Source organism: Bacteroides sp. DH3716P (assembly GCF_025914115.1).
Lineage (GTDB): Bacteria > Bacteroidota > Bacteroidia > Bacteroidales > Bacteroidaceae > Bacteroides > Bacteroides ovatus.
This window is the reverse complement of sequence record NZ_CP083673.1, coordinates 3,718,302-3,733,333: the sequence shown is the minus strand read 5'-3', so window position 1 is coordinate 3,733,333 and position 15,032 is coordinate 3,718,302. Positions and strand designations below refer to the sequence as shown.

Sequence of the window (15,032 nt, the reverse complement as noted above, 5' to 3'; positions counted from 1 at the left end):
ATGAAAAAAGAAATGGAAGAGATACCGGATGAACTGAATCCGGACTTAATGCTGAATACGATTGCTTCCGAACTGCTGATCAAGATAGCCAAAGGGGAGATTGATATCCAGAAGCTGGTCAGGAAACAACTCTCGGACAGGGGAATCGATGACCAACGGAACTGGATAGGACCGGACAAGGCAAGAAAATATTGGGAGAAATATAAGATGCCTGTCTAAACCAAGTCAGTCAGGATAAGAAGATAATTGCAGGTTATTCAATCCGTTTGTAGGCCAGCCTGCAAATACCGGATCTGAAACATTTGTTCCCGGTCATTTCCCATGAGGAAGGACCGGGAATTTCTGTAAACAGACGTATGCCGTCCCCTTGGATATACGGTGCGACAAAAAGGATGATTTCATCCACCAACCAGTATCTGAACATGCTGCTTATAACGGAAATTGTATCCGGAGCCGCTTCTATGAAATAAATACCTTCATTTTTCTTTTTCCATTGTGTCAATGAGATGAAAGATACATCCGGCCCGAGAGTCTGTGTAGCACGTTCCCGTATTTTGGTGAGGCCATATTTGTTCGGATTATCCCACAAAGGGGAAGAAACAGTCCTGTCGAAGAGGTATCCGTCAAGAGTAGTGATTGCAAGTAATTGGAGTTTTGCCATAAGTATAATATTTAACCTATAAATATTATTCGGCAGAAGTATTTGAGAAAGCGTGGCCTTACCCAACTCCAAGACGGAGGTTCTGGTAAACCTATGAATAGTAGCTGTGTAAGCCACGCTATGACAAAGCATAGCATAAGCAATACACAAAAAGCCTCTATTCATTGAAATTTACCAGATTTCCGTCTTGAGACATTCTGCGAATGTTATGTCTATATCTAATTGGAAGGCTATTGCCTGCCATTTAAATCTATATTTCGTTCCAAAGATACTCATATTTCTGATTTCTCCGAAGAAATCCATATCATAAAGAAATGTGGCAGGGCAAAAAAGGAAAAAAGATGAAAGAGTTACCATTTGTATAAGGGATGTCGGATTTCACGACTCCCCCGTTAAATAAAAAGTATAAGAAAAGCTACGCTGACAAAAAATGACTATTAATGACTATTAACGACACTGGAAACTAAACGATTGATTTATAGTAATATTCCCTTTATCTTGCACCCAATTTCATTATTCACAATTTAATTTATAAATCATGGAACTGACAATTATCGAAACAAGTGCTTATCAGGACTTGAAGAAACAACTAAGTATGCTGTCCGTGCAAATGATGGACTTTCAAAAGAAAATAGCCCCCGTAACACCGGACAAGTGACTGGATGCGCAGGATGTGTGCCTGGCTCTCAATATTTCCAAAAGGGCACTGCAGACTTACCGGGATAACGGGCTGATTCCTTATTCTAATATCGGTGGAAAATTCTTTTATAAAGAAGTGGACATCCAGCAAATTCTGGAGGAAGGACTAATCAAAAAAAGAAAATAAAGAGTATGGCAGACATTATCACTAAAGATTCGGAAGAGTTCAAGGAACTTACCGGATGGATCAAACGGACAGGAAAAAATCTGGAGGCTGCTGCGGCACGGATACGTCCGACGATTGCAGACGAACATTATCTGAGTGGAGATGAGGTATGCCGGATGCTTCATGTTTCCAAGCGTACATTACAAACACTACGGGATGAAAAGGCAATACCTTATACCTCAATTACCTCTGTCGGGGGTAAACTGCTCTATCCGGAAAGCGGGCTATACGAGGTACTAAAAAAGAACTATAAAGATTTCAGGCGTTACTTGAAATAAGCAACCTGCCTGAATACGAAAAACACCCTTCAACATTTGCTGAAGGGTGTTTTTTCATACTTATTCTAATTGGCCAAGCGATACACGGAACCAATCTTGTCGCACATCCTATCCGTATCTTCCCCAACCTTCGGATTGATCAGTTCAGCATAGACTTGTGTGGAAAGAATCGATTTGTGTCCTAATACTTTTTGCAAAGTTTCTAACGGCATGCCTTTCAATATAGCCAAAACTGCAAAGGTATGTCTCCCGATATGAGGGGTGATATTTACATTACAATCACACTTTTTCCCTAAAACCTTAAAACTACTTTTCATGGTTTCATAATCACCGACGGGGAAAACGCAATCAGGAGAATCTTTCTTTTTGTTATCACCCTTATACTTTTCTACAAGTTCAATTGCTATAGGTAATAATTTCACGACGTATGCTACGCCTGTTTTTATACGGTTTCCCATGAGCCATGTGCCACCATCAGAATCTGTATGGATATTCTTATAAGTAATTGCTTTCAGATCTGCGAAGGCGAGGCCTGTGAAGCACATGAAAAGTAGCATGTCACGCATAGCCTGCTGACGTTTATACCTCAATTCTACATGTATAAGCCTCTGCAGTTCTTCTTCAGAGAGAAATGAACGTCTTTTATATCCCGGCTTACATCCAAAACCCGTGAAGGGATGAACTTTTATTAAACCTTTCTCTTGAGCGATATGCATTAGCCATTTCATGGTATTAACACGTCCGAATGCTGTAGAACTGGCCGAGCCGCATGTGCCCAACATCCAATTATAATAGTCTTCAATAAAATCTTTGTCAAGTTCATCAAGTGCAATGTCCTCAACATTCTTTTTGTCTTTCAAAAAAAGCAATGCGCTCTTATAATCGGCTACTAAACCAAGATAGGTGCTTTTTGCCTTTTCCTTGCCTACTTTCTCCTTGTATGACTCAAGCTGTTCCCTGAAAAGCTCCATAAGGGTGTGGGAATCTTCTTTAAAACCGACATAGCGGCTATAGACTTTCTTGGCTGTGACAAAACTGTCATGATCGCATATGTATTGGTAATGCTTGGCAATTTGGGCTTTGGCATTATCAAGTTCCTGGTTTAACATTCTAGCTTCTTCGGATTTCCCTTTAGCCCTATTAGCTTTGGCGTCCCATAAAGAAATAGACACCTCCTTCTTACAGCTAAAGCAAGCTGTGGTCTTGTTGATGGTAATACGTCCCATTACAGGTACTTTACCATTCTTAATCGATTGATTTTTAGTGTAAAACAACACTCTGAATGTACTTCTCATAACTCAACTTTTTTAGTTACAAATTTAATTACTGTTGAGGTATTTGAAGTTATGAAGAATAATGCAATATATTGAAAACTAATGCCTTATATCCGATTAGTAGGCAAATTGGAAGAGGTAACAGATAAGTAACATAACTCACTCCCAAATATGCTCTATTTAGCTTTATTCACCACATCCGATTAAAACATTAGTTTTATAACTATTTGAATTTTAATAGGTTTGCACTATATTTGCGCATCTTGAAAAAACACTTTGTTTCAAGGCTTGAAACGATTTGTTTCACACCGGGAAACACTTTGTTCCAAGCCTTGAAACTAAAAGTTTCAAGCGGCTGAAACTAATATGTCGTATAGAGACTTGTTCTTTTCTCCTTGTTAATCATTGATTGATCGGGCGGTGATAGGTGATAGATGCGGTGATAGGTTGCAAACAACCTGTCACCACCCCTGAAATCCCCATGAATAAGAGCTTTTGGAAGTGTCGGTGATAGGTGATAGAGGAAAGTGAAAGAAACTCTGTGTAGAGATGGATCAAACCATATCTTTATCGACCCCGAATTTTTCTCCTGTCTGACATTTACCGGCAGGTTCCACATGTACCAGAATGTCATATACATTATCTACCGAATTAATGATGCTCTTCTCCACTGCATCGGCAATCTCATGGGCTTGCGTGATCGTGATTTGTGGATTCACTTCTATATCAAGGGTAATCATATAGAGATTCCCTATCATTCGTGACCGGACGCGATGCGGATTACTGGCACCGGGCACTTTCTCTACAGCCTCGAATATCTTATTATATACATTGACATCTTTCACCCCGTCCATTAGCTCCACATTGGAATCAATGAAGATGCTGATGGAAGATTTGATGATAAAGAGACTGATTATCAATCCTGTTATCGAATCGAGTATCGGCAATTTGAAGATAAAAGTAAATATCAATCCTAACAAAACACTGGTTGAAATGACAACATCATTACGCATATTGATAGCGTTTGCCGTGAGCATGGAACTGTTGATCTTCTTTCCCTGTTTGTACTGGTATGAAGCCAGTAAGAGTTTACCGATAATAGAAAATATAGTGACATAGATGGCGATAGCCGATGGTATCTCTTTCACTTCATCTGAAAAGATGTTTTTAGTGGATGATAGCAACATTTGTACACCGGCATAAAATATCACGAGTGATAGAATCTTTGTTGCGATCCCTTCCGCTTTCTCATATCCGAATACATATTTCTTTGAAGGAGGGCGGTTGATGAGGCGTGCCGTAAAAATCATAACGATAGAGATAACGACGTCGGTTGCCGAGTCGATACCGTCGCCGACTACGGCTAAACTACCGGCAAATAAACCGATTATGATTTTGGATACGGACAAGATTGCATTGCCAATTGTGCTGATCCACGAGGTTGTGATTAGTATTTTCTCTCTTGACATTGAAGTGACTCTTTATAATTGTTTGTAATGGGATTGGGGAGCAAAGATAAACATTAATAGGAGTCTGTGATATGAAGTCGCAAAAAACTTTTTCTGCCTTTTTAGTAGTTTATACGTTTTAGTTGTATTATATATAGATGGTCAATTAAAAACAGGACAATTAATTTATTAAATAGTTAACCGCATGTTCAAAAAACTAAGTAGCTCTTTTCTCATTGTGTCAGCTTGTATTTTTTCTTCTTGCACGCCTACCGTCAAGCAAGAGATTGCAATCTTACCTACCCCCGTTAGTCTGACCGAGCAGTCTGGCTCGTTTGTTTTAAAAGATGGAATGAAGATTGGGGTTTCCGATCAGTCCTTGTTTCCGGCTGCCGGGTATCTGCAGGAGATTCTTCGGAATGTCATATCGTCTTCTGTTGAAGTCACTACCGATAAGAGTCAGGTAGATATGTATTTTCAGTTGAAGGATACTGTTGGAAAGCCTAGCTCTTATAAACTTGAGTCTACACCGGAGTATATTCGGGTAGAGGCAACTGACTATTCGGGTATTATTTCTGCTATTACTACTATTCGCCAGTTGCTTCCTGCAACGATAGAAGTGCAGGGAGAGAAACAGAATTATTCTATCCCTGTCGTGCAAATAGAAGATGCGCCACGGTTTGAATGGCGTGGATTTATGTTGGATGCTTCCCGCCATTTCTGGAATAAAAAAGAAGTGAAGCATGTATTAGATCTGATGTCTTTGTATAAACTTAATAAGTTCCACTGGCATCTGTCCGACGATCAGGGTTGGCGTATAGAGATCGAGAAATACCCGTTGCTTACAGAAAAAGGGGCCTGGCGTAAATTCAATACGCAGGATCGTACCTGTATGGCACGTGCGAAAGAAGAAGATAATACCGATTTCCTGATTCCGGAAGATAAGATACGCATTGTGGAAGGAGATACGCTGTATGGAGGTTATTACACTCATGATGATATAAAAGAAATAGTAGCCTATGCTACGCAAAGAGGTATCGATGTCATTCCCGAGATCGATATGCCGGGACATTTCCTGGCAGCTATCGGTCAATATCCGGAATTGGTGTGTGACGGATTAATCGGGTGGGGGAAAACTTTCTCTTCTCCTATCTGTCCGGGCAAAGATACAACGCTGGAGTTCTGTCAGAATGTGTTCAAAGAAGTTTTTGAACTTTTCCCTTATGAATATGTGCACATGGGTGGTGATGAAGTGGAAAAAGCCAACTGGAAGAAATGTCCTCTTTGTCAGAAACGGATTCGTACGGAGAAACTGGGTTCGGTAGAAGAACTTCAGGCATGGTTTGTACGTGACATGGAGAAATTCTTCCTTGCCAACGGAAAGAAACTCATAGGCTGGGATGAAGTGGTATCCGACGGATTATCTTCCGATGCTGCCATTACCTGGTGGAGAAGTTGGGCGAAAGATGCATTGCCTACGGCAACTGCACAAAAGCAGAAAGTGATTGCTTGTCCGAATGAATATTTCTATTTCGATTATGCGCAGGATCAGAATTCAGTAAAGAAAATACTTGCGTATGATCCGTGTGCAGACGAGCGGTTATCGCCGGAACAGAAGAAATATATCTGGGGTGTGCAGGCGAATCTCTGGGCTGAATGGATTCCGACAATGAAGCGCATTGAATATTTGATTGTTCCCCGTATGATAGCGTTGAGTGAAATAGCTTGGGCGGAGCCGACAGCTAAACCGGGTCTCGAAGAATTTTATCGTCAGCTTGTTCCGCAATTTAAGCGGATGGATGTGATGAGGGTAAATTATAGGGTGCCTGATTTGCAGGGATTCTATAAAGTGAATGCATTTATTGATGAAACAACTGTGGAATTGACCTGCCCGTTACCCGGTACTGAAATACGTTATACGACAGACGGCAGTATGCCTACCAAAGAATCAGCTCTTTATAACGGTGCTTTGGAAGTTGGGAAGACTACGGATTTCGCTTTCCGCACTTTTCGTCCGGATGGTTCTCCTTCGGATGCGGTGCGTACCAAGTATGTAAAGGCTCCTTATGCGGAGGCGGTGACTGCTCCGGCTGCTTTGCAGCCCGGCTTGAAAGCAGTATGGCACGATTTCCGTGGTAATCTTTGTGCGGATATTGATGCAGCTCCTGTCAAAGGGGAGTATGTGGTGGAATCGGTATCCATTCCCGAAGAGGTGAAAGGAAATATCGGTCTGGTATTGACCGGCTATCTGGAAGTTCCTGCCGATGGTATCTATACATTTGCCCTTCTCTCGGACGACGGTAGCACATTAATGCTTGACGGTGAATTGTTGGGAGATAATGATGGAGCACATTCGCCGGTAGAGATTATTGTGCAGAAGGCTTTGAAAGCCGGGCTTCATCCGATAGAGGTACGTTACTTCGATTGTAACGGAGGCGTATTGCAGATGGAACTGGTGAATGAAAAAGGTGAAAAAGAAGTATTGCCAAGTGCATGGCTGAAACATGAATAGCAAATTTCATTATTTTTAGGTATTGTCCGTCTTGCCGGCGAGCTGTACCTTTGCAGAAAATATTTGAAAACTTATGCGAATCAGTGAGAGACGAGTCGAGATTAATCATATATCAAAGGTGCACATGCACCGGATTGAATGGGATGAAGAGAGCTTATAGAAATATAAGCTCTCTTTTTTTTGAACGATTTCGAATATTGTTCTTTTTTGAAAACAAGCGATAAGTTAAATGATTGTCGAACTTAATATAGATTGAACGTACGTTATGAGTACATTGAAAAAACTTCAGAACTACATGGGTAAACGGAAAGTGCTTTTGCCTGCGGCAATGCTGCTGTCTGCCCTAAGTGCCCTGGCGGGCATGTTGCCTTATATCCTTATTTGGCTGATTGTGAGAGAACTGCTTGAACACGGAGAGATAACCTCTTCCGGTAATGTGGTGACGTATGCCTGGTGGGCGGCAGGCATGGCCGTGGCGAGCATCGTCCTTTATTTTGCCGCATTGATGTCTTCGCATCTTGCAGCTTTTCGGGTTGAATCGAATTTGCGTAAAGAAGCCATGCGCCAGATAGTGCGTATGCCTCTCGGCTTCTTTGACATTAATACGAGCGGACGTATTCGCAAGATTATAGATGACAATGCAGGGGTTACCCATAGTTTTCTGGCACATCAGTTGCCCGACCTTGCGGCTACTTTTCTAGTGCCGTTGGTAGCTGCCATACTGATTTTTGTGTTCGATTGGATACTCGGTCTGGCATGTATCGTCCCTGTAATTATTGCCATGCTGGTTATGGGTTTTATGATGAATGCGGAGGGACGGCAGTTTATGAAAAGCTACATGACCTCTCTGGAGGAAATGAATACCGAAGCTGTAGAGTATGTGAGAGGAATTCCCGTAGTGAAGGTTTTCCAGCAGACTATTTACTCTTTCAAAAACTTTCACCGCTGTATCATGAATTATAATAAAATGGTATTCGGCTATACACGAATGTGGGAGAAGCCGATGTCGCTCTATACCGTAATAATCAATGGTTTTGTGTTTTTCCTTGCTCCGTTGGCTATTTTGCTGATTGGTTATTCAGGTAATTATGCATCGGTATTACTTAATTTCTTCCTGTTTGTTCTCATTACTCCTGTATTCTCCCAAAGTATCATGAAGAGTATGTATCTCAATCAGGCTTTGGGGCAGGCGAGTGAAGCTATCGGACGTCTTGAGAATCTGGTTGCTTATGAGCACCTGACTGTTGTAGAGCATCCACAACCGGTAAAGGAATTCAGTATTCAGTTCGAAAAAGTTTCCTTCAGCTATCCGGGAGCTAATCAAAAGGCGGTGGATGATGTTAGTTTCACTATTCCGCAAGGAAACACAGTAGCTCTTGTCGGAGCTTCGGGCGGAGGGAAAACAACGATTGCCCGTCTAGTTCCCCGTTTCTGGGAGGCAACGGAAGGGAAAGTTTTAATAGGTGGCATCAATGTAAGAGAAATCGCTCCCGAAGAACTGATGAAATATATTTCTTTCGTGTTCCAGAATACAAAGCTGTTCAAGACTTCTCTGCTCGAAAATATCAAATATGGTAATCCCGACGCGACAATGGAGGAAGTGGAACGGGCAGTAGATATGGCACAATGCCGGGAAATTATCAATAAACTTCCGCTCGGACTGAATACGAAGATTGGTACGGAGGGAACATATCTCTCCGGCGGGGAACAGCAACGGATCGTACTGGCACGTGCAATCCTGAAAAATGCTCCCATCATTGTACTGGATGAGGCGACTGCTTTTGCCGACCCCGAAAATGAGCATCTCATCCAGCAAGCCTTGAAAGAACTGACAAAAGGAAAAACCGTATTGATGATTGCTCATCGTCTTTCAAGCATCACTGATGCCGACAATATCCTCGTCATTGACAAGGGGAAGATTGCGGAACAAGGTACACATGCCAACCTGCTTGGAAAACAAGGCATCTATTATCATATGTGGAATGAATACCAGCAATCTGTTCGCTGGACAATAGGAAAGGAGGTTTCTAATGATTGAAGTAATAAAAAGACGTTTTGCCCTTTCAACTAAAGGAGCGAAAGATTTCTGTAAAGGTGTGTTTTTCACTACACTGCTCGATATTGTATTGATGTTGCCGGCGGTATTTGTTTTTCTTTTTCTTGAGGAATATCTTCGTCCTGTGTTTCAGCCTTCGGCTTCGGTGACGCATGGTATTCTCTATTATAGCATACTCGGTATTGTCTTTATGATAGTCATGTATATATTTGCGGTATTGCAATATCGTAGTACCTATACCACCGTTTATGATGAGAGTGCAAACCGGCGTATCTCATTGGCGGAAAAACTTCGCAAGTTGCCTCTGGCTTTCTTTGGCGAAAAGAATCTTTCCGACCTCACCGCCACGATTATGGATGACTGCACTGATCTCGAGCATACTTTCTCGCATGCGGTTCCCCAGTTGTTTGCTTCCATTATCAGTATTCTGCTTATTACCGTCGGCATGGCATTTTATAACTGGCAGTTGACGATTGCTTTGTTCTGGGTAGTGCCGCTTGCTGCCGCAATCCTTCTTTTCTCGAAGAAGGAAATACAGAAAAGCAATGAAAGTAATTATCTGAACAAGCGGATGGTGACCGAGCATATCCAGGAAGGACTCGATACCATTCAGGAGATAAAATCCTACAATCAGGAGAGAGACTATCTGGAAAAACTGGATGCGAGCATTGATACCTATGAAAAGGTATTGACTCGTAATGAACTGGTGCTCGGCATGTTGGTAAACGGTTCCCAGAGTGTATTGAAACTCGGACTGGCAAGCGTTATTATCGTTGGTGCCAATCTCTTGGCTTCGGGTACGGTTGATTTGTTTACCTATCTTATATTTATGGTTATCGGGTCGCGTGTGTATGCTCCGGTCAGTGAGGTGATGAATAATATTGCCGCTTTGTTCTATTTGGATGTGCGTATCAATAGAATGAATGAGATGGAAGCATTGCCGGTACAAAACGGGACTACCGAATTCACTCCTCAAGGTTATGATATCGAATTCAGACAGGTAGACTTTGCTTATGAGCAGGGAAAACAAATTCTGAATAACTTGTCTTTTATTGCCCGGCAAGGTGAAAAAACGGCTTTGGTTGGTCCTTCAGGTAGTGGCAAGAGTACGGCGGCCAGGTTGGCGGCACGTTTCTGGGATATCCAGTCGGGAAAGATTACCCTCGGCGGGCAGGATATCAGTCGGATTGATCCTGAAACTTTGTTGAAAAACTATTCCGTTGTCTTTCAGGATGTAGTTCTTTTCAATGCTTCCATTATGGATAATATCCGTATTGGCAAACGGGATGCTACGGATGAGGAAGTCCGGAGAGTTGCCCGCTTGGCACAATGTGATGAGTTTGTCACTAAAATGCCGCAGGGATACCAGACGATTATCGGTGAGAATGGAGAAACATTATCCGGCGGTGAGCGTCAGCGTATTTCCATTGCCCGCGCTTTGTTGAAGGATGCTCCGATTGTTCTGTTGGATGAGGCTACGGCTTCGCTTGATGTTGAGAATGAAACCAAGATACAGGCAGGTATATCTGAATTGGTACGTAACAAAACGGTGCTGATTATTGTGCACCGTATGCGCACCGTTGCCAATGCCGACAAAATTGTAGTATTGGAGAATGGAAGTGTTGCTGAAATGGGAACACCGGAGGAATTGAAAAAGAAAAATGGTATATTTGCCCGGATGGTGAACAGACAGGTTACAAATATGAATTGATAAATAGCAACGATACTATGCAATTTTTGAAAGGAGATATACAAGAGGGAATCTTGAAGGCAGCCGAAGAAGTGTTTCTGGAAAAGGGATACAAGGATGCCTCTATGCGTGAAATAGCTTCGAGGGCAGGGGTGACGGTGAGTAATATCTATCATTATTTCACCAATAAGGATGAGATATTCCGTACGATTCTGAAACCGGTATTGAATGATCTGTATGCTATGATTTATAATCACGATGCAGATCAGATGACGATAGACGTCTTTATGGATTCGGATTATCAGAAAATGTCTGTACGGGAATATATCAGATTGGTCTCTGAACATCGTGACCGTTTGCGGTTGCTGCTTTTTCAGGCACAAGGTTCTGTTTTGGAGAACTTCCGTTCTGAATATACAGATTTGATGACGCGTACGATTTCTGTTTTTTTTCAAGGAATGAAGCAGAAATATCCGCATATCAATATAGCAATAACTAACTTCTTTATTCACCTGAATACGGTATGGTTGTTTGCCCTACTCGAAGAGCTGGTGTTGCATCCTGTGAAGAAAGAAGAGATGGAGAAGTTTATAGCGGAGTATATCGCTTTTGAAACGGCTGGTTGGAAAGAGCTCATGAATGCATGAGCTCTCTCACTTTATTCTCTTACTGATATAAAAAAACGTCCGGCTTTCACAAGCCGAACGTCCTTGCCTCTTTTAGAATATGTCATCTATTCATATTCCAAAATGAATACATTATATGGTTTTTCAACTTAACAACCAAATAAAAGAAATGCGGGTGAATCACTTCGGCCGATTTCTATGTATTTTTAATGTGGCTACGTAATATAATTATGACTAATTAATTTAATTCTGATACTGCAAAGATAGGGGCTTTCCGCTTTTCCCGCAATCCCCTAAAATGGGTATTCTTCTATCAATTACTAGCTATATATAGTGGTTCAGGCGTTTGCATAACTATGCATCCCTCCAAGAACATAATTTACCCCGAAATAGGTCATTAAGACGGTCAGGAAAGCAAGAATCATATAGATATGGAAGAATAGAGGCTTGCGGAAAATGCGCAGACTTTGTGAATGGAAGGCTACTCCATATACCAGAAAAGTAATCAGTGCCCATACTTCTTTCGGGTCCCACGCCCAGTATCGTCCCCAGGAAACGTTTGCCCAAACTGCTCCCAGAAAGATGCCTGCTCCTAAAAAGAAGGTGGCAGGGTAGAGCAGCAAGCGGCTGACTAGCGTCAACTGTTCTATCCGGTTGTCTTGTATAGCGTCGTTTCCGGAGACATTGTTTTCCGATTCTTTTTTCCGGAGGCATAATGCCAGTATTCCGTTTAGCATGATGAATGCCAATAGGGCATAAGACATCATAATCAATGAAACATGAATACTTAGCCATGGAGAGACGAGCACCGGCATTAATGGGGTTATCTGGGGATTCATTTGTCCCAGATAGGAAACCAACAAAGCAAAGCCGGAGAGGAGGAATCCGAATGGAAGTATAAATGAAAATCTTCGATGGAGCAGACAGGCTATCAAAAGAATACAAAGAGCCATAAACTGCATGGTTTCGTAACCGTTGCTAAGTGGAATACGACCGCCGATGTACCAGCGCAGGCAATATCCTGCTAAATGGAATATGAAAGCAAGATAGAGTGCAACAGAAAAGAAAGTTCCTGCTGTGCGGGAAATCGTTTTGGCTTTGAGCGAGAGGATATTTCTTTGCAGGCTGTTATGAAGTAGAAGCAGGAAAGACAACACTCCCAATGACAGATTTATCATAAAAAGAATCTTGCTGAACGGAATCCGGTTGTAGAGTAATTCTGCTTTCACTTCCAGTTCGGAGAGAGGTTGCACGCTGCCATCAGTGGGTAATGGATGGATGAATGTTCCTTTTTCCAACATCAGGATCAGGCCTACTTTTTCATCTGTTTCCTGGATTGCTTTGGCGAGTTTGTTTTGTTGTCCTTGTTCACGTTGCCAATGTTCACGAAGACGGTAAACAGAACCGTCAAATAAATCAGTTAATCGAGCATAAGGTGTTTGTAAGTTTAATAAATGCTGTAATTCTGTATTTTTGATGTATATCAATGGCTCATTTCTCCACACTTCCGGATAAAGTAACCAGCCACCTATCACTTGTTCAGGTGTCAATCCTTTATATGAAGCTTCTCCTGTCAGTTTCTGAATGAAATCACGGGCTAATGTGTTGAAAGGTACTACCCGGTCGTGATAAATAACCTGTTCCTGTGCTAAACTGTCCGCTTGTGTTCGTTTCAATGCAGGAAGGAGTTTTTTTTGTGCTTGCATGTTACCTGCAAGGCAGAAAATAAACAGTATAAATACACCTCCTTTTTTAAGTAGCGGGTGGTTTAGCAGGCGTCGGAAATCACTACTGCGGGAAAATAGTAGCCAAATCATGGAGAGACCGAGCAGGATATATCCTGCATAAGTCACTCCTGTTCCCCATGGATCATAATTGACAGTCAGCCAGCTCCCTTTTCCGTCATCATCGAAAGATGACTGATAGAAACGGAAACCTTGTGATGTAAATATACGATTCATTGAAATCTGTTCGTGTAATAGAACATTTTTCTGTCCGGGAAGAGAGTAGGTGATATAGCTGATGTAGTCTGCCGGTGCTTCTGTTCCGGGATAGTATGCTATACGGAAACTATCTAGTTGTATTGTGAATGGCAGATCAGCTTTTCTGCCGCTTTCCGATTCCAGGAAACTGTCTATCGTTGCCCCCGGAAGCAAGTGTACGTATCCTTTTTTGCTTCCGATAAACGTAATCATGGCCCCCACCAAGATAACGAGGAGAGAGCCATGAAACAACAATATGGGGAACCGTCGCCATAAAGCGCGTCGGATGAGAGCAACAAGTGCAATGGTGGCAATTGTTCCCCACAAACAACAAAACCAACATGTATGATATATATTTCTTTCTACAAAATCTGTCCCATACGCTTGTTCTACGAAAGTAGTCACAGCGAGTAGTCCCACCAGACAGATATATAAGATAATAAGTAACCTTTTCAACTGTATAATCTTTTATGATATTAAAATGGAGCGTATTCCTTGTTCTTACATTCTTTCACTCCCATACATTCCATCTCAATCAACCATCCGGGACGGCATACCGGAGCATGAACAAATACTTTAGGAGTATGTGGGAAACGTTTGTCATACATTGCTTTAACAACTGTATAGTCGGCTATGTCACGCAGATATACAATCATTTGTCCCAAATCTTCAAACGTGCAGTCCGCTTCTTTCAACAGGGTTTCCACATTCTCCCACATTCGTTCTGTCTGTTTGCGGATGTTGCCGGGATATACCACATCGCCTTTGTTGTTGATACTTGCCGTTCCTGAAATAAATACCTGTCGGCGGTCTCCATAATCTACATACGTGCCACGTTCAAAGCTTACTCCATATTCATAAGTTGGGTTCAGATGGGTAGGAGCATAGAGGAAATGAATCTGTTCCGGTTGCATTCCTGCTACAGCGTAAGTATCCATTTGTACCAGTACTTTCGGGTCGGCATGCCGGCCGTCGATGCCTGTGCTGGAAATATAATGTGTTTTTTCTGTCAGGTTTTGGGTGACGAAAACTTCATTACGTGCTTTCACTACTCCGGCATAATTCACATCTACATTTTGCACGAAAAACCATGTACGGATACAATTGTCTGCCAGTTTACAACCTTGTTCCATGAGTTGCATCACATAGTCGTTCAATAATAGACGGGTCTGGTATTCCGAATTGGCGGCACGATTGAATGCACTACCGCCCCAGAAGTGGCGATAGGCACTGTGTTTCACCTCAAAAAGCCCGTTATGTAAGACTTGTGTCTGTACATCTGTCAACAGGTAAACCCATAAGGCTATTTTTGTTCCGTCCAGCGGGGGCTGTTCCACAATGGAAAGTGCGCAGTCCGAACCTTCGGTTGTCAATGCCAGTAGTGTATCTGCCTGATTGGCAGCGTCACTAAGGAAATAACGTTTGAGGATGGCAACTGCTCCTTTCAATTCTTGGGTAAGTAAATAATCGTAGGTGTTTAATACTGCATTCAGCTGTTCTTCGTATGTATCTTCCGGTTTAGTAGAATGAATGATAATATGATACTCTGAAGCTTCTCCTCCTGCATTATATTTAAAAATCTCTGTTAGCGTCTTTTCAGACTGAATATTCTGTTGTTTTTTGTTGTTCATATCAGTTGG

12 protein-coding genes are annotated in these 15,032 nt (G+C 42.0%); 7 read left to right on the top strand and 5 right to left on the bottom strand.

Features of this window, described 5'->3' with window-relative positions; translation table 11 throughout:
* Nucleotides 1-219: a hypothetical protein gene (locus KQP79_RS13950; protein WP_004318621.1), complete on the top strand. Its 219-nt coding sequence runs from the start codon at nt 1-3 to the stop codon at nt 217-219.
* Between the two features lie 34 nt (nt 220-253).
* Here the strand turns inward: KQP79_RS13950 and KQP79_RS13945 are convergent, their stop codons facing one another.
* Nucleotides 254-661 carry a deaminase gene (locus tag KQP79_RS13945; protein WP_004311882.1) on the bottom strand — a complete coding sequence of 136 codons (408 nt, stop codon included), beginning with the start codon at nt 659-661 and terminating at the stop codon, nt 254-256.
* A gap of 658 nt (nt 662-1,319) precedes the next feature.
* Here KQP79_RS13945 and KQP79_RS13940 point away from each other — a divergent pair.
* Together KQP79_RS13940 and KQP79_RS13935 are read left to right on the top strand one after the other, a co-directional pair.
* Nucleotides 1,320-1,487: a helix-turn-helix domain-containing protein gene (locus KQP79_RS13940; RefSeq protein ID WP_008771129.1), complete on the top strand. Its 168-nt coding sequence runs from the start codon at nt 1,320-1,322 to the stop codon at nt 1,485-1,487.
* A gap of 5 nt (nt 1,488-1,492) precedes the next feature.
* Nucleotides 1,493-1,804, top strand: a complete 312-nt coding sequence (locus tag KQP79_RS13935) for a helix-turn-helix domain-containing protein (protein ID WP_004311879.1) — start codon at nt 1,493-1,495, stop codon at nt 1,802-1,804.
* 65 nt (nt 1,805-1,869) lie between these two features.
* Here KQP79_RS13935 and KQP79_RS13930 read toward each other — a convergent pair whose 3' ends face one another.
* Together KQP79_RS13930 and KQP79_RS13925 are read right to left on the bottom strand one after the other, a co-directional pair.
* Nucleotides 1,870-3,099 carry a site-specific integrase gene (locus KQP79_RS13930; protein WP_004311878.1) on the bottom strand — a complete coding sequence of 410 codons (1,230 nt, stop codon included), beginning with the start codon at nt 3,097-3,099 and terminating at the stop codon, nt 1,870-1,872.
* 533 nt (nt 3,100-3,632) lie between these two features.
* Nucleotides 3,633-4,547, bottom strand: coding sequence for a cation diffusion facilitator family transporter (locus KQP79_RS13925; RefSeq protein WP_004300135.1), 915 nt, complete (start codon nt 4,545-4,547; stop codon nt 3,633-3,635).
* A 184-nt stretch (nt 4,548-4,731) separates the two neighbouring features.
* Between KQP79_RS13925 and KQP79_RS13920 the strand changes: the two genes are divergently transcribed.
* The 4 genes from KQP79_RS13920 to KQP79_RS13905 all read left to right on the top strand — a co-directional run bounded on the left by KQP79_RS13920 (nt 4,732) and on the right by KQP79_RS13905 (nt 11,431).
* Nucleotides 4,732-7,038: a family 20 glycosylhydrolase gene (locus tag KQP79_RS13920; RefSeq protein ID WP_004300134.1), complete on the top strand. Its 2,307-nt coding sequence runs from the start codon at nt 4,732-4,734 to the stop codon at nt 7,036-7,038.
* 265 nt (nt 7,039-7,303) lie between these two features.
* A complete protein-coding gene (locus KQP79_RS13915; RefSeq protein ID WP_004300133.1) occupies nt 7,304-9,076 on the top strand; it encodes an ABC transporter ATP-binding protein in 1,773 nt (590 codons plus the stop codon).
* A complete protein-coding gene (locus KQP79_RS13910) occupies nt 9,069-10,805 on the top strand; it encodes an ABC transporter ATP-binding protein (protein ID WP_061447579.1) in 1,737 nt (578 codons plus the stop codon). Before KQP79_RS13915 ends, KQP79_RS13910 begins: the two co-directional genes overlap by 8 nt.
* A 17-nt stretch (nt 10,806-10,822) precedes the next feature.
* The gene (locus KQP79_RS13905; RefSeq protein ID WP_004300131.1) at nt 10,823-11,431 is read left to right on the top strand and encodes a TetR/AcrR family transcriptional regulator; all 609 of its coding nucleotides are present in this window, start codon (nt 10,823-10,825) and stop codon (nt 11,429-11,431) included.
* A 317-nt stretch (nt 11,432-11,748) separates the two neighbouring features.
* Here KQP79_RS13905 and ccsA read toward each other — a convergent pair whose 3' ends face one another.
* On the bottom strand, nt 11,749-13,848 hold the full coding sequence (gene ccsA / locus KQP79_RS13900; RefSeq protein WP_004325702.1) for a cytochrome c biogenesis protein CcsA: 2,100 nt from the start codon (nt 13,846-13,848) through the stop codon (nt 11,749-11,751).
* Nucleotides 13,849-13,868: 20 nt separating this feature from the next.
* A complete protein-coding gene (locus KQP79_RS13895; protein WP_004311876.1) occupies nt 13,869-15,023 on the bottom strand; it encodes a Rid family hydrolase in 1,155 nt (384 codons plus the stop codon).
* Between the last annotated feature and the right edge of the window lie 9 nt (nt 15,024-15,032).

Excerpts from the sequence above, each read along its gene's own strand:
- KQP79_RS13950 (WP_004318621.1), top strand. The coding sequence starts at position 1 with ATGAAAAAAGAAATGGAAGAGATACCGGATGAACTGAATCCGGACTTA.
- KQP79_RS13945 (WP_004311882.1), bottom strand. The coding sequence starts at position 661 with ATGGCAAAACTCCAATTACTTGCAATCACTACTCTTGACGGATACCTC.
- KQP79_RS13935 (WP_004311879.1), top strand. The coding sequence starts at position 1,493 with ATGGCAGACATTATCACTAAAGATTCGGAAGAGTTCAAGGAACTTACC.
- KQP79_RS13930 (WP_004311878.1), bottom strand. The coding sequence starts at position 3,099 with ATGAGAAGTACATTCAGAGTGTTGTTTTACACTAAAAATCAATCGATT.
- KQP79_RS13925 (WP_004300135.1), bottom strand. The coding sequence starts at position 4,547 with ATGTCAAGAGAGAAAATACTAATCACAACCTCGTGGATCAGCACAATT.
- KQP79_RS13920 (WP_004300134.1), top strand. The coding sequence starts at position 4,732 with ATGTTCAAAAAACTAAGTAGCTCTTTTCTCATTGTGTCAGCTTGTATT.
- KQP79_RS13915 (WP_004300133.1), top strand. The coding sequence starts at position 7,304 with ATGAGTACATTGAAAAAACTTCAGAACTACATGGGTAAACGGAAAGTG.
- KQP79_RS13910 (WP_061447579.1), top strand. The coding sequence starts at position 9,069 with ATGATTGAAGTAATAAAAAGACGTTTTGCCCTTTCAACTAAAGGAGCG.
- KQP79_RS13905 (WP_004300131.1), top strand. The coding sequence starts at position 10,823 with ATGCAATTTTTGAAAGGAGATATACAAGAGGGAATCTTGAAGGCAGCC.
- KQP79_RS13895 (WP_004311876.1), bottom strand. The coding sequence starts at position 15,023 with ATGAACAACAAAAAACAACAGAATATTCAGTCTGAAAAGACGCTAACA.